This is a genomic window from Acidovorax sp. LjRoot74 (assembly GCF_964254355.1).
In the GTDB taxonomy this organism is placed as follows: Bacteria; Pseudomonadota; Gammaproteobacteria; order Burkholderiales; family Burkholderiaceae_C; genus Acidovorax.
In genome coordinates this window covers 4,608,790-4,627,424 of record NZ_CAXUTI020000001.1, presented here as the reverse complement: position 1 = coordinate 4,627,424, position 18,635 = coordinate 4,608,790, and the positions used below count along the sequence as shown (strand labels likewise).

The following is an 18,635-nucleotide window of genomic DNA, read 5'->3' as shown; positions in this document are numbered from 1 at the left end:
CTACCATGCCGCCTGGCTTTTAACCAAGGTGGCTCATGCACATGTCCAACGCCCCCAGCACCCAGTGGAAAGAAGTGGTGGCACCCGATGAGGCCCAGCGCTTTGCGGGCTACGCGCGCCAGTTTGCCGAGCTGCAGGCACGCAAGTCGCAGAAATATGGCAACGGAAGGGGCCTGCATCGCAAGCAGCTCACGGCCGCGTATGGCCGCCTTGAGGTGCTGGGCGATCTGCCCGCGTTTGCGGCCCAGGGCTTGTTCGCGCGACCGGCACAGTACGACGTGCGGGTGCGGCTGAGCAACGGCGGCATGGACAAGGCGGCGGACCACAAGCCCGACATCCGGGGCTTTGCGATCAGTGTGCGGGGTGTGCAGGGTGACTCCGCGTTGGGCAACGGGCCCGCCAAAAGCCAGGACTTTCTGCTCATCAACCAGGAAAAGTTCGCCTTCCCCCAAAGCGCCGAGTTTGTGGATTTTGTGGTCGCTGCGTCCCATGGCGGCGGCGCGCTCATCAAGTTCCTGGTGCAGCGCCACGGCGTGCTGGGGGCGGCTCGGCAGATCGCCAAGACGGTCAAGACCTTCGGGCGGCCCTTTGGTGGCTTTGCATCGCATGCCATGTTCAGCGCTGCGCCCATGGCCTGCGGGCCCTATGCCGTGCGTGTGCGGCTGGTGCCCCATGCGTCCAACGGGGCGCCCGTCAGACAGGTGCAGCAGGACTGGGGTGCCGAATTCTCCGGCCGCCTGCGCCAGCAAGACCTGCAGTGGGATCTGCAGCTGCAGCCGTTTGTGGACGAAGCCACCACCCCCATCGAGGACGCGAGTGTGGATTGGCCCACGCCGTACACCACCGTGGCCCGGCTCACCCTGCCACGGCAGGATCCTGCAACCGATGCAGCCCTGGCCGCCGAGGTGGAGGCCGCTGTGTTCGACCCCTGGCAGGCGCTGGCTGCACACCGGCCCCTGGGGGATGTGATGCGGGCCCGCAAGGTGGTGTATTTCGAGAGCCAGAAAGGCCGTGGCGCCGCGTGACCTGCGGGGTGCTGCGACCGGGTGTTTCGTGAGGAAGCACCACGGTACTCAGAAAAGCAAAAAGGACTTTGAACAGGTTCTAAGTTTCGTCTAAGTGTTGGTGCCCACACTGCCTTTCATCGCAACCCCGATAGGAAAGGCACCACACCATGAATACGACAACGCTGACCTCCACCCCCCGCCGCCTCATCCTGGCCCTGGTGGCCGCCGGTGCGGTGGGTGCCACGGGCGCAGGCCTCATCACCGGGCACCAGGCCCGCGCCCTGACTCCGCCTCCCGCCATCGTGGCCCAGGCGCCGGTCGCCCCTGGCGGGGCCTTGCCCAGCTTTGCGCAGATCACCGCGCAAAACGGCCCTGCGGTGGTCAACATCAGCGTGACGGGCAGCACCAAGACCGCGATGGCCGATGACGACGGTGAAGACGAAGGCCAGCCCGCCGCGCGCCAGGGCCGCAGCCCGCAGATGGACCCGAACGATCCGTTTTACGAGTTCTTCCGCCAGTTCGGCTTTCCAGGCGCCGGGCCGCAGGCCCGGCCCAATGTCCCGACCCACGGTTTGGGATCGGGTTTCATCGTCAGCCCTGATGGCCTGGTGCTGACCAACGCCCATGTGGTCAAGGGCGCCAGCGAAGTCATCGTCAAGCTCACCGACCGCCGCGAGTTCCGCGCCAAGGTGCTGGGCTCCGACCCCAAGACCGACGTGGCCGTGCTCAAGATCGACGCCAAGAACCTGCCCGCCGTGCGCCTGGGCAGCACCCGCGACCTGCAGGTGGGCGAATGGGTGCTGGCCATTGGCTCGCCCTTTGGCTTTGAAAACAGCGTGACGGCCGGTGTGGTCAGTGCCAAGGGCCGGTCGCTGCCCGACGACAGCCTGGTGCCCTTCATCCAGACCGACGTGGCAGTGAACCCCGGCAACTCGGGCGGGCCGCTGTTCAATGCGCGCGGCGAGGTGGTAGGCATCAACTCGCAGATCTACAGCCGCTCGGGCGGCTACCAGGGCGTGTCGTTCTCCATTCCCATCGAGCTGGCCGCAAAGATCAAGGACCAGATCGTGGCCACCGGCAAGGTGCGCCACGCACAGCTAGGCGTGGCGGTGCAGGAAGTGAACCAGGCGTTTGCCGAGTCGTTCAACCTCGACAAGCCCGAAGGCGCGCTGGTGGCCAGCGTCAGCAAGGGCAGCCCGGCCGAGAAGGCGGGCCTGTTGCCTGGTGACGTGATTCGCCAGATTGACGGCCAGCCCATCGTGGCCTCGGGCGACCTGCCCGCCTGGGTGGGGCAGGCACAGCCAGGCCAACAGGCCAAGCTGTCGGTGTGGCGCCAGGGCAAGCCGCTGGAGCTGACCGCCACCCTGGGTGACGCCAGCGACAAGGCGATCAAGCAAGCGCGCAGCGACGACGCCGTGGGCAAGGGCCAACTGGGCTTGTCATTGCGCCCGCTGGACCCGCAGGAGCGGCGCGAAATGGGCGCCAAGGCAGGCGTGAACGAAGGCCTGGTCATCGAGCAGGCACGCGGCCCCGCCGCTGCGGCCGGTGTGCAGCCGGGCGATGTGCTGCTGGCCATCAACGGTGCGCCCATCAAGGACATCACGCAGGTGCGTGCCGCCATGGCCAAGGCGGGCAAGTCGGTGGCGCTGCTGATTGAGCGCGACGGCGACAAGATCTTTGTGCCCGTGCGCCTGGGCTGATCCATGGCCTGCGCCCGCCGTCGGTTGGGGCCCTGCGGCGGGCGCTGCGCATCAGCGCGGCAGGGGCTCCACTTCCTTCGTCCAGCGGTCGATCAGGCGGCGGCGTTCGGCGGCCTTGCCGTATTTCTCGAAGTCGTATTTGATGAGCTTCACGTTGTCCAGCGTCGGGATGCGCGGGTCCATCTTGAAGGTCTTGTTGGCGGGCACCTGGTAGCTGCCCACCTGCGCGCCCACGGCCTGGCCTTCGGGGCTCATCAGCCAGTCGTAGTATTTTTTGGCGTTGTCCATGTTGCGCGCGCCCTTGACCAGCGCAATGCCGCCCACCTCGTAGCTGGTGCCTTCACAAGGCGCCTGGGTTTTCACCGGGTACTTGTCGGCCTTCCATTTTTCAAAGTTGAACATGAAGGTGATGCCCACACCCACCTCGCCCTTGGCCACGTTGGGCGCCTGTGCCTGGCCACTGCGGGTGTAGGTGGTGGTGTTCTTGTGCAGGGCCTTGAGGTAGTCGAACGCCTTGTCTTCGCCCATCAGCTGCACCAGCCCCGCGATCACGGTGTAGGCCGTGCCGCTGGAGGCGGGGTGCGAGATTTCGACCTCGCCCTTGTAGGCGGGCTTGACCACGTCAGACCAGCACTGGGGCTCGGGCAGCTTTTTCTTCTTGAGCGTTTCGGTGTTGTAGCCAAAGCCGATGGCCGAGCTGTAAAAGCCCCCCACCTGGTGGCCCGACATGGCGTACTGCCGCACGCTCCAGCTGTGCAGGTCATGCAGATACGCCGGGCGGTATTCTGCGAGCAGACCCTGCTCGGCGGCCTGCAAGAAGGGGTCGCCCGTGCCGCCCCACCAGATGTCGGTCTTGGGGTTGTTGGCCTCGGCGCGCAGCTGCGCGGCAATCTCGCCCGTGCCCTTGTGGGCCTGGTTCACCTTGATGCCGGTCTTGCGGGTGAACTCCTTGGCGGCCGCTTCGCACCAGGGTGCGTCGGTGCTGCACAGCGCGTTGACCACGCCCTGCGCCTGGGCGCCCGTGGCAGACAGGGCGGCCAGCGCAACGGCCACAGCAACGTGGTGGAGAGAGGGGAATGCCATCGGATTTGCCATCGGTCTTGCTCCTTGTGTGTTGTCGTAATGGCCCTGCCCCTGGGGCGGGCGGTGTGCGCGTGGCGCTTTCATTGTGACAGTGATGTGTCAAATTCAAATCGTTCTGGCAACCCGGTGCTGCGCCAGCGCCCATGCCGCCGCTATCCTTGGCAGCCAGCACTTTTCCTGCACTCCTGACCGACCGACCTTTCTGCCCCTTTGCCATGCGCCTGCTGCTTGTTGAAGACGATTTCATGATCGGCGAAGCCGTGCTGGACCTGCTGCGCGCCGAGCAGTACGCGGTGGACTGGGTGCGCGATGGCGATGCCGCCGACGCCGCCCTTTGCACGCAGGCCTATGACCTGGTCATGCTGGACCTGGGCCTGCCCAAACGCGACGGCCTGGCCGTGCTGCGTGCGCTGCGGGCCCGCAAGAACCGCACCCCCGTGCTGGTGGCCACCGCGCGCGATGCCGTGGCGCAGCGCATCGAGGGGCTCGATGCCGGGGCCGACGACTACGTCCTCAAGCCCTACGACCTGGACGAGCTGCTGGCCCGCATCCGCGCCCTGCTGCGCCGCGCAGCGGGCCGGGCCGAGCCGGTGTACGAACACCAGGGCGTGAGCATCAACCCCGCCACGCGCGAGGTGACGGTGCGCGGCACGCCGGTGGTGTTGTCGGGCCGGGAGTGGGCCGTGCTGGAGCCGCTCATTGCCCGCCCCGGCATGGTGCTGTCGCGCCAGCAACTGGAGGACAAGCTCTACGGCTGGGGGGACGAGGTTAGCAGCAACGCGGTGGAGGTCTATGTCCACGGCCTGCGCAAGAAGCTGGGGCCTGAGCTGGTGCTGAACGTGCGCGGTGTCGGGTATCTGGTACCGAAGATGTGATGGAAAAAATCTCACGCACCTTTCAGGCCCTTCTCCCGCGCTCCTTGCGCATGCGGCTGCTGGTGTTTCTGCTCGCCGCCATCGTGCTGGCCGGGGCGGTGCAGGGCGCTCTGGCCTACCGCAGCGCGCTGGACGAGGCCGATGCCCTGTTCGACTACCACATGCAGCAGACCGCGCTGGCCTTGCGCTCGGGCCTGCCGGTGGACGCGCAGGGCCTGGGCCCCGGTCTGGACCAGGAGGACGAAAACCACGAATTCATCGTGCAGGTCTGGACCAACGAAGGGCTGCGCATTTTTGAATCGGCCGTCGGCGCGGCCCTGCCGCAGATTGCGGTGCTGGGCTTTACCAACGTGCAGGCGCGCGGCGGCACCTACCGCGTGTTCTCGATGCAGACACGTTCGCAGGTCATCCAGGTGGCGCAGAACATGGCCGTGCGGCAGGGCATGGCCCGCAGCCTGGCGCTGCGCACCTTGGCGCCGCTGGCTTTGATGGCGCCGCTCCTGGTGCTGGCCGTGTGGTGGGGCGTGAGCCGGTCGCTGGCCCCGGTGGAGCGTGTGCGCCGCCAGCTCGCCCAGCGGCAGGCCGACGACCTTTCGCCCGTGAGCGATGCGCAGCTGCCCGACGAGGTGCAGCCCCTGGTGAGCGAACTCAACCTGCTGTTCGAGCGCGTGCAGCAGGCTTTCGAGGCGCAGGAGCATTTTGTGGCCGACGCCGCGCACGAGCTGCGCTCGCCCCTGGCCGCGCTGCGCCTGCAGTTGCAGGGCCTGCAACGTGCGGGGGACGAGGCCACGCGCGCCGCGGCCATCGAACGCCTGTCGGCCGGCATCGACCGCGCCACGCGCCTGGTCGAGCAGCTGCTGACGCTGGCACGGCAGGAAGCCAGCTCCACAGCATCAGAGCCTGTGGACCTGCGCGCCATGGCCCAGCTGGCCCTGGCCGACGTGGCGCCCGCCGCACAGGCGCGCGGCATGGACATCGGCCTGCTCGACTCCGACGCCACCACCGCGCCTGTGATCGTGCGTGGTAGCGCCGAGGCGTTGCGCATGCTGGTGCGCAACCTGCTCGACAACGCCATCAAGTTCACCCCGCCCGGCGGGCAGGTGGATGTGCAGGTGGGCACCAATAGCGGCCACGCTGTGCTCACAGTGGAAGACAACGGCCCGGGCATCGCCCCCGAGCACCGCGAGCGCGTGATGCAGCGTTTTGTGCGTGACACCGCTGACGGCGCTCCCGGCAGCGGCCTGGGCCTGGCCATCGTGTTGGCCATTGCGCAGCGGCACGGGGCGGCCGTGGCGCTGGACCGCTCCATGCGCCTGGGCGGGCTGCGGGTGACACTGCGGTTTGGCTGATGGAATGGTGTTGAATTGCTATATATTTGATAGCTATTAGGGCTTGATGGTCGCGCGGAGAAGGCCAAAAAAGCCATAAGTTTCAGTGTGAAAAGGCATGGATGGGCCCAGCGTCGCCTGCGCGCCAGACCGCAGGCCGCCCGGTCTGCACAATGCCAGTGGGCACCGGGCCCACTCTCCAAGGATTTCGTTGCCATGCACTTCATCGTTCTCGGCGCAGGCGCCATCGGTTGTTATGTGGGCGGCCGCCTGGCGGCGCATGGCCAGGCCGTCACGTTAGTGGGCCGCGCCTACGCACTGCAGCCCATTGCCGCGCAAGGCTTGCGCGTGAGCGACCTGGACGGCTTTGACCGCACCGTGCCCGCCACGGCGCTGCGGCTGGCCGCCACCTTGGCCGAAGCCGCTCCGGGCGCGGACAGCATCGTCCTGCTGTGCGTCAAAAGCGGCGCCACCGAATCCGCCGCCCGCGAGCTGGCGGCGGCCTGTGCGCCCGGCACACCTGCGGTCTCGCTGCAAAACGGCGTGGACAACGTGGCCCGTGTGCAGGCGCTGGCACCGGGCCTGCAGGTGCTGGCAGGCATGGTGCCGTACAACGTGGTGCTGCGTGGCGCGCATGTGCACCGCGCCACCGCAGGCCACCTACAGCTGCAGCGCGATGCAGCCACCGAGCGCATCGCACTGGTGTTCGCCGCCGCAGGCCTGGCCACCGTGCTGCCGCCGGACATCCGTGCCGTGCAGTGGGGCAAGCTGCTGCTCAACCTCAACAACCCGGTCAACGCACTGTCCGATCTGCCCCTGCGGCAAGAGCTGCTGGACCGCGACTGCCGCCGCGTCTTTGCCGCGCTGCAGACCGAGGCGCTGGGCGTGATGGCCCGCGCGGGCATCCAGCCCGCCCAGGTCACGGCCGTATCACCCACCTTCCTGCCCCATGTGCTGCGGCTGCCCAACTGGTTGTTCACGCGTCTGGCCAAACGCATGCTGCAGATCGACGCGACCGCCCGCTCGTCCATGTGGGATGACCTGGAGGCCGGGCGGGTGACGGAGATCGACGCGCTGTGCGGGGCCGTGGTGCGGCTGGCGGCGCAGCAGGGCATGGCAGCGCCGCTGAGTGCGCGCATGTGCGAGTTGCTGGGCGGGCCGAGGCAGAGGTTGACCGGCACAGAGATGCGCCAGGTGTTGGGGGTGTAGCGGCAGGCACCAGCGGGGTGCGGTGCCGGGTGGGGCGGCGCAGCGCTGCCCCGGCCTGTCAGGGCTGCAGCGTGTCCAGCGGCACCCGCAGCCCCGCCTTCAAACACCCCAGCGCCACCGAGGTCCGAAACCGCCGCACGTTGTCGTCGCCTTCAAACAGGCGCCGCGTCAGCGCCTCGTAGTCGGCCATCGACGCCACCGTCACCACCAGCAGATAGTCCGCCTCGCCCGTCACGCTGTAGCACTGCTGCACGGCCTCTTCGGCGGCGATGCGCGCGCGCAGCGGGGCGGTGCGGTCGGGGCGCTCGTTTTCCAGGTGCACCTCCACGATGATGGTCAGGGGCTTGCCCACCTTCTCCGGGTCCAGCACGGCCACGTTGGCACGGATCACGCCGGTGCTCTGCAGCCGCTGGATGCGCCGCTGCACGGCCGGGGCCGAGAGGTTCACGGCCTGGGCAATCACCCGCTGGGGCGTGGTGTTGTCGGTCTGCAGGATGTCCAGGATGGCGAGGTCGAAGCGGTCGAGTGTCGTGGGAGCGGCCATGAAGAACCTCGTGGTCGGATGCGGGAGGTGCGAGTGAAAGTTGCGTTTGGCCTGTGAAATCAGAGCCAAAACTACGGCGCAGGCGCACTATATTTTTGCGCATGCGTGATTTTTCTTATACCTCTCCCTGGGTTCAGCGTTTTCTTCCTTTTCTGGCTGTGCTGGGCTCCGTCACGGCGCTGGGCATCGGCACCTCGTGGGCCAAACACTGGCTGTTCCCGGCCGTGGGCGCGCAAGGCACCACGGCGCTGCGCGTGGGGTTCTCGGCGCTGCTGGTGCTGTTGCTGTGGCGGCCCTGGCGCTGGCATCTGTCGCGCGCCGATGCCAAGTCGGTGGTGCTGTACGGCGCGGCCCTGGGCGGCATGAACCTGATGTTCTACCTGTCGCTGCGCACCTTGCCGTTTGGCCTGGCCGTGGCCATCGAATTCGCAGGCCCGCTGGCCGTGGCCATCTGGTCGTCGCGCCGCCCGGTGGATTTTGTGTGGGTGCTGCTGGCCATTGCCGGGCTGGGGCTGCTGCTGCCACTCGGGCTGAACGGCAGCATGCTGGACCCGGTGGGCGTGGCCTACGCGCTGGGCGCGGCCGTGTTCTGGGCGCTGTACATCGTGTTCGGCAAGCGCGCTGGGCATTTGCATGCGGGGCACTCGGTGTCGCTGGGCCTGTTGGTCGCCGCGTTGGTGGTGGTGCCGGTGGGCGTGGCGCACGCGGGGGCAGCGCTGCTGTCACCCAGCCTGTTGCTGATCGGTGTGGCGGTGGCGGCAGTGTCCAGCGCAGTGCCGATCTCGCTGGAGATGATGGCCCTGAAGCGACTGCCCAAGGAGGCCTTCGGCATCATGATCAGCATGGAGCCCGCCGTGGCCGCACTGGTGGCCATGGTGCTGCTGAGCGAGCACCTGAGCGCGGTGCAATGGCTGGCCATTGGCTGCATCATGGCCGCCTCGATGGGCAGCGCGCTCACGGCGCGTGGGGCCCCAGCGCAGGGGGCGGCACCGCAGCCGGCCTGAGAGCCGGTCGCTGGTTGTGTGGCGGTCTGGATCGTTGCTCAGGGGGATGAGCGTCCCTTCGGTTGTTCCACCTTGTGGCGCATCTTGGCGGAGAAGCCCAACCGCATTTCTGCGGCGCGCGCCAGCAGCAGGAAGGGGCGTTCTGCGTGTGCTTGCCGATGTGGATCGGTCTCGGCTGCGAGACATCGCCGGGAGCGATAAATCTTTTTGCTGCGAAATTAATAGCAAAAAGTAATTGCTGGTCGCGCGGTAGAGCCCATTTTTATCAAGACTTTGGTCCCCTCGACAGGAATCGAACCTGTATCTAGCGCTTAGGAGGCACTCGTTCTATCCATTGAACTACGAGGAGAGCGGCCGCCGCGCATTGTAGTGGCGTGAGCGGGCCTCTTTCCCCGCCAAGCGCTAGTCGTACTTCACCGTGTAGATGATGTCCACTGCGCTTTTCTCGCCGGTCTGTCCGCGCAGCGTGAGGCGGCGCGAGAGGTCGTAGAAGATGTAGAGCGTGCCCAGCGTGCCAGACAGGCTGCGCTCGTAGGTCACGTACAAATCCTTGGACAGGCGCTTGCCGAAAGTGAGGGCGGCGGTGCTGGCGTCGTCGCCCGGGGTGGCGCTGCGAAAGCCGATTTCGTCCAGCCCCACGCGGCTGGCGATGTTGCCAGCGCCGGTGTTGTTGCCTCCCTTGCGGCCCAGCAGCGCCAGGGCGGCTTGCTGCAGCACGGCGGCTTCGGCGCCGCCAGCGGTGGCGTTGCGGCCCAGCACCACCCACGAGAGTTTTTCGGCGTCGGGCAGGTCGGGGTCGGAGTAGAGCTTGACGCGAGGCGCCTGCGCGCTGCCCGTGACCTGGACGCCCGCCCGCACGCTGATGTTGGGGCGCAGCGCGAGGATGTCGAGCGAGGGGTTGTTGTAGGGGCCGTTGAAGCGGATGAGGCCGGTTTCCACGTCCAGCATCTGGCCCCAGGCGCGGTAGCGGCCTTCTTCAGTGCGCACCTCGCCCGTCACACGCGGTGGGGCGCCGGGCACGGCACTGCTGCGGATGTCCACTTCGCCCGTGAGCCGCGTGGTGATGCCGTGGCCGCTGAGCGCAAAGTCGCGCCCCAGGTTGAGGGTGATGGCGATGTCGGGTGGCTTGGCGGTTTCGGCCTGCGCGGCGACCTGGCTGGCGCGGGCTGCGGCCAGGGCCCTGGCCTGGTCTTCGCGGTCCTTCGCTGCCGAGCGCACGACCACATCCGAACCCAGGCTGGGCGCGGTTTCGTCGGGCAGGATGATGGTGGCGCGGTCGGTGGTGAGCTGGCCGCGCAGGCTGATCTGGCCCTGCTGCAGTTGCGCCTGCAGTTGGCCCGACACGCTGACCTGCCGGTCGGCGCGCACCAGCACCTGCAGGGCCTTGGCCTCGGCCTGCAGGGCCATGGTGATGCCGGACATGCCGTTGGATGTGGCGGTGGCGCTGTCCCCCCAGGCCACGCGCCCTGTGGCGATGAGCGTGCCGCCGTCCTGCGGTGCGGCGGTGCGGTTGCCGCTGAAGCCTGCGATGCGTGCGCCGCTGCCACGCCCGCCTTGCAGGCGGAACTCGGTGATAGTGAGCTGGTTGCCCTGCAGCGTAGCGCGCAGGCGTCCGCCTTGCAGGTCCACCCCATCGACCACCGAGCGCACGGCCATGTCGTCGGCGCCCAGCGTGCCCGCCCAGCGCGGCGCATTGCGCGTGCCCGACAGGGTGGCGCTGGCGTCCAGCGTGCCGCGCACGCGCCAGCCGGGCGGTGCCAGGGCCGACCACACGCCCACGTCGGGCAGACGCGCGCGCAGGGTGCCGGCCAGCGGTGCGTCGGCGGCCCAGGTGGGGGCCGATCCCGGCGGGGCGGCAGGTGCAAGGCGGGTGCTGACGCTGGCCTGCACTTCGCCCGCCCGGTCGCTGGCCCAGGCGAGCTGGGCGCGCAGGGCTTCGCCTTCGATGTCGATAGAGGCCTCTGCCTGGCGCACGCCTGCGGCAGTGCCTGGCCCTGGGCCCGGTGCTGCGCCGGATGCCTCGGTGGCAATCGCCGTGGTGGCGCCCGCACCTGTGCCCTGGCCGCTGCTTTGCACGGCGGTGATGGCGGTGGCGTCGCCTGCCAGGATGCGCAGGTCGCCACTGGCGCGGCGCAGGCTGGCGCGCGCGCGCAGCGGGCCCTGGGTGGTGTCCACATCCCATTGCCCGTCGAGCAGGATGCTGGTGGCCAGCCCCATGCGGGCAAGCAGCGGCTGGGCAGGGCGGCCTGCAGCGGCCGGGGTGTCGCCGAGGCCCAGGGCATCGACCCAGGCCATGGGCAGGCCCTGCAACGTGCCCTGGGTCTGCAGCTGCAGCGGGGCTGCACCGGTGGCTGCACGCACGGGTTGCCAGCGCAGTACCGCAGTGCCGGGCAAGGGGCCGGTGATGCGGGCCTGGCCCGCCGAGGATTGCACGGTGTAGCCCGCAGCAGCCGAGCCCGTGCTGCGGGTGGTGCGGGCGGTCAGCGACAGCGGTTCGGCCAGCTGCAGCGCCCAGGGACCGGGGCGTGTGGCGTCTTGCGCTACCAGCCGCAGCTCGCTGATCTGCACCTGTGCGCCGGGTGCGCCTGGCGTGCCTTGCGTGGGCGGGATCAGCCCGCCGGTGGCCCGGGTGTGCACAGCCAGCCGCTGCATTTGCCGGGGCTGGGATGCATTCAGGCGGGCTTCGCCCTCCAGTGCCAGCGCGGCCTGCGCCAGGGTGCCAGAGAGGTCGGCCTTGAGGGCGCGCAGCTGCACGGCGGTGGCGCCACCTGCCACGCCTTGGCCGGGGGGCAGGGACAGGTCCAGCTGGGGGGTGGAGAGGGTGGCTTGCAGCTCGAAGGGGGCTTGGCCCGGCGGCGGTGTGCTGCCTGCGCGGCGGGTGTCGGTGTTTGGGTTGGGGTTTGTAGGGGCGCTGGCGGCGGAGTCCAGTTGCCGGGCCAGCGTGTTCCAGCCCCCTTTCCAGCGGGCGCTCAGCTGCGCGGCGCCCTGGGCCGTCGCGCCTTGCAGGGCCTGTTGCAGGGGGGCGCCCACCAGCGGCAGGCTGGCCAGCCAGCGCTGGGTCTGGCCCACATCGCTCCATTGCACCTGCAGGTCGCCTGCGCCGGTCTGTGGCGCGATGCTGCCCTGCGTGCGCGCAGTGGCGCCCGGCACCGCCAGCGTGAGCAGACCTTGGCCCGACAGATCGCCAGGGGCCACACGCAACTGGGTGGCTTCAATGCGGGCTTGCAAAGCGTCCAGCAGCAGGCGCTCCAGTTGCAAGCGGCCGCCAGGCTGTGCGGCCGATGCGGGTTGCCAGCTGCCTTGGGCTGTGAGCGTGTTGATGCGCAGCAGCGGGGCGCGCTTGGGCGGCGTTGTGCCGGGGGTGGCAGCAGCGGGGCCGGTGGTGCGGATGTCTGCCGAGAAACGCACGGCCTCGCCCTGCATCTGTGCATCCACCCGGCCTGCCAGCGGGGCGGCGGCCCAGGCGGTGTGCAGGGCGTCGGGGCGCAGGTTGCGCAGCACGGCCTGGCCTTCCAGTGCGCCTGTGGCGGGCGTGTAGTGGCCCTGCAGGGTGACGGTGCCTGTGCCTGCGGTCACCGTGGCGCCGGGCACCGTCCAGCGGGTGCCGTCGTACTTCGCATCGGCCAGCATGGCGGTGACGGGCAGTCGGGCCTGGTCCCACGGGCCCGCCAGTGCGTTGCGCAGCTGCGCCTGCATGGCCCAGCCGGTGTCGCCGGTGGCGGTGCTCATGCTGGGCCCGGCCTGCACGGTGCCATCCAGCTGGGTGGCCGGTGCCTGGGGCCACAGGGCCGCGAGGTTGACGGCGCGCAGCGTGGCCTGGGCCGACTGCAGGGGCTGCGCGGACCAGGGCGCTAGCGTGGCCTGTACCTCGGCCTGCATGGGTTCTGTGGCGCGTGCGGGTGGCGGTGCGGCCGGGGTGGCTGGTTGCACTTGTGTGGCTGTGGGGCGGATCTGCGCCTGCAGTTGCAGCTGTGCCGCCGCTGTGGCCAGCGTGCCCTGCAGTGTGGCGTGTGCGCCCACCTCCAGTGCGGTGGCGCTGCCGGGCACAGCGGTGTGCACCGTGCCGTCCACCGTGGCATTCAGCGCCATGGGAGGCTGGGCCTGCAGCGCCAGCCGGGCGCTGTAGCGGCCCTGGGCCAGCTCTACACCGCCGATGTTCAGGCGGTGCTCACGCCCGTCAAAGTGGTAGTCACCGGCCAGGCCCCGCGCTTCAACGGCCGGGGCGCCCGCCCATTGCAGTTGGTCCACGCCAAACGGCAGACTGATCTGGAGGGGCAGCACCAGCTGGGTTGGTGGCGCAGGTGGCTCCGTGCGGGGTGGCCCCCCCAGCGGCGTGATCTGCACACGCGCGGCATGCATTTCGCCCAGCGCCAGGCGGCGTTGGAGCAAGGGCACCAGCTGCCAGCCCAGGCGCAGGTCGGTCACTTCGACCGACAGGCTGGGGCTGTTCCAGCGCAGCCAGCCAATGCGCCCGCCGCTGCGCAGTGTCCCGGTGACCTCGCGGCTTTCCAGTTGCTGGTCTGCGGGCAGGTACTGCGCCGCACGCGTGATGGCCCATGCCAACGAAGTGCTGCTGCCCGCCCACCACCACAGTGCCGCCATGGCGACGATCAACAGCGCGGCCATGGCCACCAGCCACCCTCCGAGCGTGCGCAGCACCCGGTGTGCCTGGCGTGGTGCCGAGGCCTGGGTGGGCGAGGAGGCCCCCGCGCTGAAATCGGAGGCGCGTGCGCGCGGCGGGGTGGGGCTGGGTGGCATGGAGGTTGCGGGCCTCAGAAGCTGAACCCCAGCCGCAGGTGCAGCCGCAGTTCCTGGGTCTTGATGCCGTAGGCCAGGTCGGCCTGCAGCGGCCCCACGGGGCTGCGCCAGCGCACCCCGGCGCCCACGCCCACACGGGGGCTGAGGTCGCCCACCTTGTCGGCAACGGCCCCGGCATCGACGAACAGCGTGCTCTCCCAGTCGGTCATGGCGCCGTTGTAGACGATGGGGCGCTGCCATTCCACGCTGCCCGCCGCCATGTACCGGCCGCCGTAGAGCTGGCCGTTGTCGGTGCGCGCACCGATGCTGCGATAGCCATAGCCACGCACCGTGGTGTCTCCCCCGGTGATGAACAGCTGTGTCACAGGGATCTGTGCGCTCTCGCGGGCGAGCACGGCACCCGCTTCGGCCCGCAGGGCGATCCGGGCGTTGCGGCCTGTGCCGGAGGAGTCCGTCACCCGCCCGGCAGGCACAAAGGACTGCCAGCGCACCCTGCTGCGCACAAACGGGTAGCGCTCGGGCCGCAGCGTGGTGCCCATGCCCAGCTCCACCGCCACGCCATGGCCCCGTGTGGGGGCGGTGAGGCTGTTGAAGTACCGACCTGTCCAGCCGTAGTTCAGGCTCAGGGCTGTGCTGGTGTCGGAGGGCGACTGCGCGTTGGCGGCAAGCCCCTGGCTGTTGGCGTAGTCGTATTGCACAAAGTAGTTGCGGTCGATGTTCCGGGTGCTTTTGCTGCGGCCCATGCGCAGGCGGCTGCTGTTCACGTCGTAGTCGCCGGTTGCTTCACGCTGCAGCTCGCCACCAGCTAACCAGCGCCAGCCGTTGTTGTCGGGCAGGTCGGTCCATTCGCTGCTGGCTTGCTGGGTCTCTCGGTCCAGGGCCAGTTTGCTCACGGCACGCCAGCCCAGGCCGGGCATCTGGTTGTGGATATGTTCCAGCGACAGGCGCGCGCCGCTGTCGGTCGAGAAGCCGGGCCCGAACACCAGCTTTTGCACCTTGGCCTCGCGCACCTGGGCCACCACGGGGGCGGCCTGCGGGTCGGTGCCCTCGGTGTCGAGCGTGAGAAACACCGCGTCGTAGTAGCCACTGCTGGCCAGCCGCAGCTGGGCATCCAGCATTTCAGCCTCGTCGTACACCGCGCCAGTGGGCAGGCGGGCCAGGCGCCGCGCGCCATCGGGGTCATAGCGTTGGCTGCCCTCCACACGCAGAGGCCCGAAGCGGTAGGCGGGGCCGGGGTCGTAGCTCACACTGAGCTTGGCTTCGTGCTTGTCCGCATCGATCTCTGCGCGGCTGTTGGCGATGCGCGCCGTGGGGTGGCGGCGGGCCTGCAGCTGGCGCAGGCCATCGTTCTTGGCCGTGTTCCAGGCAGACTGGGTGAAGGGCTGGCCCGGCGTCAGCGACCAGTTGCGCTGCACGCGCTGCTGTTGGCGGGGGCTGGCGTCCGGGGCGCGGTTGTCGGTTTCGGTGGCAGCCGTGCTGTCGGGGCTGAAAACGATGTCTGCGCTGGCCACATGGGTCCGTGGCCCGGGCTCCACGGTGACGACCACGGCGCGGGGTGCGGTGGGGCTGTCCGGGGTTTCGGTCAACTCCACGGTGATGGTGGGCGCAAAGTAGCCCATCGTGCCCAGCAGCTCGCGGGCGTTGGCGTCGGTGGCGCCCAGCAGGCGCTGCAGTTCGTTGGCGTGCAGATCGGGCAGGTGGCGAAAGCGCTGCAGCTCCAGGTGGCGCTCCAGGGTGTCCTCCACCGTGGTCGGTGCGCGCACCCGCAGGTCGAATGCGGGTGTGGCGGATTCGGCAATGGCTGCGGTGGAGGCTTCCTGGCTGTCATATCCTTTCTCAGCGCGCGGCAGCAGGCTGCACCCAGGCAGGCACAGCGCGCCGATAAGCAGCAACGCCGGCCACGGGGCCGGCGTTGGAGAATTGGCAGAGGGGCGCAGGACGCGAAAAGGCACGGCAGCAAAGTAAGGGGGTGGACGACGATGGCGGGCTGACAAAAGCCCGCCCGCCGCCACTATGCACTGAAAAACGGCCCGTCCGTGTCAGACAGCGGCGCGCAATGGTTTCTCAGTGCCGTACCAGCCGCTCGGCTTACTTCGACAGCAGCCGCATGGTCTCTTCCAGCCCCTTGAGCGACAGCGGGTACATGCGGTTGCCGATCAGCTGCTGGATGATGCTGATGCTTTGGCGGTACTGCCACACGCCCTGGGGCTCGGGGTTGATCCACGCGTGTTTGGGGAAGGCGTGTGTGAGGCGCTGGATCCACTCGGCACCCGCCTCCTCGTTGTTGTATTCCACGCTGCCGCCGGGCTGCAGGATCTCGTACGGGCTCATGGTCGCATCGCCCACAAAGATCAGTTTGTAGTCGCGGTTGTACTTGCGGATGATGTCCCAGGTCGGGAACTTCTCGGCAAAGCGGCGGCGGTTGTTCTTCCACATGAAGTCGTACACGCAGTTGTGGAAGTAGTAGAACTCCAGGTGCTTGAACTCGCTCTTCACGGCGCTGAACAGCTCTTCCACGCGCTGGATGTGTTCGTCCATGGTGCCGCCTACGTCCATCAGCAGCAGCACCTTCACGTTGTTGTGCCGCTCGGGCACCATCTTGATATCCAGGTAGCCTGCATTGGCTGCCGTGCTGCGGATGGTGTCGGGCAGGTCCAGTTCCAGCTCATGCCCTTCGCGCGCAAACTTGCGCAGGCGGCGCAGCGCCACCTTGATGTTGCGTGTGCCCAGCTCCTGCTGGTCGTCGTAGTCCTTGTAGGCGCGCTGTTCCCACACCTTCACGGCGCTCTTGTTCTTGCCCGCGCCGCCAATGCGCACACCCTGCGGGTTGTAGCCGCCATGGCCAAAGGGGCTCGTGCCGCCCGTGCCGATCCACTTGTTGCCGCCTTCGTGGCGCTCTTTCTGTTCTTCGAGGCGCTTCTTCAGCGTCTCCATCAGCTCGTCCCAGCCCATCTTCTCGATGGCGGCTTTTTGCTCGGGCGTGAGTTCGTTCTCCAGGATCTTGCGCAGCCAGTCGGCCGGGATCTCCTTGGTGAAGTCAGCCACCATCTCGACGCCCTTGAAGTAGGCGCCGAAGGCCCGGTCGAATTTGTCGAAGTGCTTCTCGTCTTTGACCAGCGTGAGGCGCGAGAGGTTGTAGAAGTCGTCCAGGCTCCAGGCGTCGTCTGACTTGGGGCCCACCACACCGGCCTGCAGGGCTTCGAGCAGGGTGAGGTATTCCTTAACCGACACGGGCAACTTGGCCGAGCGCAGGGTGTAGAAGAAGTCGATCAGCATGTTCTTGGCTCCTTGCGCGCGTCAGGCGAGCTTGTTGCGCTCCAAAAGGTATAGCAACTGCGCGCGCGCCTCGGGCCACTCGCCCGCGCGCATGCTGTACATCACTGTGTCGCGGATGGTGCCGTCGCGGCGCAGCGCGTGGCCACGGATCACGCCATCTTTTTTGGCGCCCAGGCGTTCGATGGCCCTTTGCGAGGCGAAGTTGTAGTTGTCGGTGCGCCAGCCCACCACGTGGCAGCCCAGGGTGTCGAAGGCATGCTGCAACAACAACAGTTTGCAGGTGGTGTTGACATGGCTGCGCTGCACGCTCTGGCAGTACCAGGTGTAGCCAATCTCGACCCGTTTCACGGCAGGCAGGATGTCGTGGAAGCTGGTGCAGCCCAGCACCTTGTCGGTGACGTCATCGACCACGGCAAACGCAAAGCGGTGGCCTTCTTCGCGGCCCTTCAAGGCGGTTTCGATGTAGGCGCGGGTGTCCTGCGGCTCGGGCACCGAGGTCACGCGCAGCTTCCACAGCTCGCCATCGGCGGCAGCCAGGCGCAGGCCTTCTTCGTGCGACAGGGCCAGGGGTTCCAGGCGCACGCCGCAGTCGCGCAACGTGATGGGTTCTACAAAAGCCATGGGTCTTGCTCCGGGCGCTTTGTCAGCTTTTGGAGGACTTGCTGCGGCGGCTGGCCTGCCAGCGTTTGGCCGCATGCAGGCCCAGGCCACCGCCCAAGCCGACCAGGGCAATGCCAATCAGGGCCGGGGTGCCATAGCCAGGTGCAAAGATGTCCATGCCCAGCCATTGGCCCAGCCAGAAGCCGGCCAGCGCGCCTCCGACAAATCCGACCGCGTCGGAGATGCCGTCCGCGAGGGAGGGGGGATTGGGGGCGGTCATGGGCGGGCCGTCCGGGATCAGCGGTTGCGCTGGTTCATGAACACCAGCTTCTCGAACAGGCTCACGTCTTGCTCGTTCTTCAGCAGCGCGCCCACCAGCGGAGGCACGGCCACCTTGTTGTCGGCGCTTTGCAGGGCGGTGAGCGGGATGTCTTCGGCCACCAGCAGCTTGAGCCAGTCGATCAGTTCGCTGGTCGAGGGCTTCTTTTTCAGGCCCGGCAGGTTGCGCACGTCATAGAACGTCTTCATCGCCACGCTGAGCAGCTCGCTCTTGAGCGTAGGGAAGTGCACGTTGATGATCTGCCGCATCGTGTCGGCTTCAGGGAACTTGATGAAGTGGAAGAAGCAGCGGCGCAGGAAGGCGTCGGGCAGCTCCTTCTCGTTGTTCGAGGTGATGAACACCAGCGGGCGGTGCTTGGCCTTGATGAGTTCGCGCGTTTCGTAGCAGTAGAACTCCATGCGGTCGATTTCGCGCAGCAGGTCGTTCGGGAACTCGATGTCGGCCTTGTCGATTTCGTCGATCAACAGCGCCACAGGGCGGTCGGCCGTGAAGGCCTGCCACAGCACGCCCTGCACGATGTAGTTGCGGATGTTCTTCACGCGCTCGGCGCTGTCGCCATCATTGAGCTGGCTGTCGCGCAGGCGGCTCACCGCGTCGTATTCATACAGGCCCTGCTGGGCCTTGGTGGTGGACTTGATGTGCCATTGCAACAGGGGCATGTCTAGCGCCTGCGCAACTTCCTCGGCCAGCATCGTCTTGCCCGTGCCGGGCTCGCCCTTGATCAGCAGCGGCCGTTGCAGCGTGATGGCAGCGTTCACGGCCAGCATCAGGTCTTGGGTGGCGACGTAGTTCTGGGAGCCTTGGAATTTCATGGGGGAAAACACCGGATCGTTGATGAATGGGCTTGACAGGGCGCTGGCTATAATCAACGGCTGATCAGAGCCCAGAGCTGAACTTCCACGAGATTGTGC

At 68.0% G+C, this 18,635-nt stretch carries 14 protein-coding genes and 1 tRNA gene; 6 read left to right on the top strand and 9 right to left on the bottom strand.

Features of this window, described 5'->3' with window-relative positions; genetic code table 11:
* The first annotated feature begins 41 nt into the window (after positions 1–41).
* Both ACSQ3O_RS22050 and ACSQ3O_RS22045 read left to right on the top strand, forming a co-directional pair.
* Positions 42–1,025, top strand: a complete 984-nt coding sequence (locus ACSQ3O_RS22050) for a catalase (RefSeq protein ID WP_436140495.1) — start codon at positions 42–44, stop codon at positions 1,023–1,025.
* A gap of 149 nt (positions 1,026–1,174) precedes the next feature.
* The gene (locus ACSQ3O_RS22045) at positions 1,175–2,707 is read left to right on the top strand and encodes a DegQ family serine endoprotease (RefSeq protein ID WP_436140494.1); all 1,533 of its coding nucleotides are present in this window, start codon (positions 1,175–1,177) and stop codon (positions 2,705–2,707) included.
* A 51-nt stretch (positions 2,708–2,758) separates the two neighbouring features.
* Here the strand turns inward: ACSQ3O_RS22045 and ACSQ3O_RS22040 are convergent, their stop codons facing one another.
* On the bottom strand, positions 2,759–3,790 hold the full coding sequence (locus ACSQ3O_RS22040) for an ABC transporter substrate-binding protein (protein ID WP_436140493.1): 1,032 nt from the start codon (positions 3,788–3,790) through the stop codon (positions 2,759–2,761).
* Positions 3,791–4,005: 215 nt separating this feature from the next.
* Here ACSQ3O_RS22040 and ACSQ3O_RS22035 point away from each other — a divergent pair, with 215 nt between their 5' ends.
* From ACSQ3O_RS22035 to ACSQ3O_RS22025, 3 genes are all read left to right on the top strand, one after another.
* Positions 4,006–4,665, top strand: a complete 660-nt coding sequence (locus ACSQ3O_RS22035) for a response regulator (RefSeq protein ID WP_436140492.1) — start codon at positions 4,006–4,008, stop codon at positions 4,663–4,665.
* Positions 4,665–6,014, top strand: a complete 1,350-nt coding sequence (locus ACSQ3O_RS22030) for an ATP-binding protein (protein WP_436140491.1) — start codon at positions 4,665–4,667, stop codon at positions 6,012–6,014. Before ACSQ3O_RS22035 ends, ACSQ3O_RS22030 begins: the two co-directional genes overlap by 1 nt.
* Positions 6,015–6,209: 195 nt before the next feature.
* Positions 6,210–7,202 carry a 2-dehydropantoate 2-reductase gene (locus ACSQ3O_RS22025; protein ID WP_436140490.1) on the top strand — a complete coding sequence of 331 codons (993 nt, stop codon included), beginning with the start codon at positions 6,210–6,212 and terminating at the stop codon, positions 7,200–7,202.
* 58 nt (positions 7,203–7,260) lie between these two features.
* Here ACSQ3O_RS22025 and ACSQ3O_RS22020 read toward each other — a convergent pair whose 3' ends face one another.
* Positions 7,261–7,746, bottom strand: coding sequence for an Lrp/AsnC family transcriptional regulator (locus tag ACSQ3O_RS22020; RefSeq protein WP_137745892.1), 486 nt, complete (start codon positions 7,744–7,746; stop codon positions 7,261–7,263).
* A gap of 101 nt (positions 7,747–7,847) precedes the next feature.
* On the opposite strand from ACSQ3O_RS22020, the gene ACSQ3O_RS22015 reads away from it, so the two are divergent.
* Positions 7,848–8,750 (top strand): EamA family transporter, encoded by a 903-nt coding sequence (locus ACSQ3O_RS22015; protein ID WP_436140489.1) that lies wholly within the window; start codon positions 7,848–7,850, stop codon positions 8,748–8,750.
* Positions 8,751–9,024: 274 nt separating this feature from the next.
* Here ACSQ3O_RS22015 and ACSQ3O_RS22010 read toward each other — a convergent pair.
* The 7 genes from ACSQ3O_RS22010 to ACSQ3O_RS21980 all read right to left on the bottom strand — a co-directional run bounded on the left by ACSQ3O_RS22010 (position 9,025) and on the right by ACSQ3O_RS21980 (position 18,536).
* Positions 9,025–9,099, bottom strand: a tRNA-Arg gene (locus tag ACSQ3O_RS22010).
* A gap of 53 nt (positions 9,100–9,152) precedes the next feature.
* Positions 9,153–13,508, bottom strand: coding sequence for a translocation/assembly module TamB domain-containing protein (locus tag ACSQ3O_RS22005; RefSeq protein WP_436140488.1), 4,356 nt, complete (start codon positions 13,506–13,508; stop codon positions 9,153–9,155).
* Between the two features lie 14 nt (positions 13,509–13,522).
* Positions 13,523–15,460, bottom strand: coding sequence for an autotransporter assembly complex protein TamA (locus tag ACSQ3O_RS22000; RefSeq protein ID WP_436140487.1), 1,938 nt, complete (start codon positions 15,458–15,460; stop codon positions 13,523–13,525).
* A 136-nt stretch (positions 15,461–15,596) separates the two neighbouring features.
* Positions 15,597–16,784 carry a vWA domain-containing protein gene (locus tag ACSQ3O_RS21995; protein ID WP_298449485.1) on the bottom strand — a complete coding sequence of 396 codons (1,188 nt, stop codon included), beginning with the start codon at positions 16,782–16,784 and terminating at the stop codon, positions 15,597–15,599.
* Positions 16,785–16,805: 21 nt separating this feature from the next.
* Entirely contained in the window at positions 16,806–17,405 is a 600-nt protein-coding gene (locus ACSQ3O_RS21990) for a GNAT family N-acetyltransferase (protein WP_436140486.1), read from the bottom strand.
* Positions 17,406–17,427: 22 nt separating this feature from the next.
* On the bottom strand, positions 17,428–17,664 hold the full coding sequence (locus ACSQ3O_RS21985) for a hypothetical protein (protein WP_436140485.1): 237 nt from the start codon (positions 17,662–17,664) through the stop codon (positions 17,428–17,430).
* 17 nt (positions 17,665–17,681) lie between these two features.
* A complete protein-coding gene (locus ACSQ3O_RS21980; protein WP_063458900.1) occupies positions 17,682–18,536 on the bottom strand; it encodes an AAA family ATPase in 855 nt (284 codons plus the stop codon).
* Positions 18,537–18,635 lie beyond the last annotated feature (99 nt).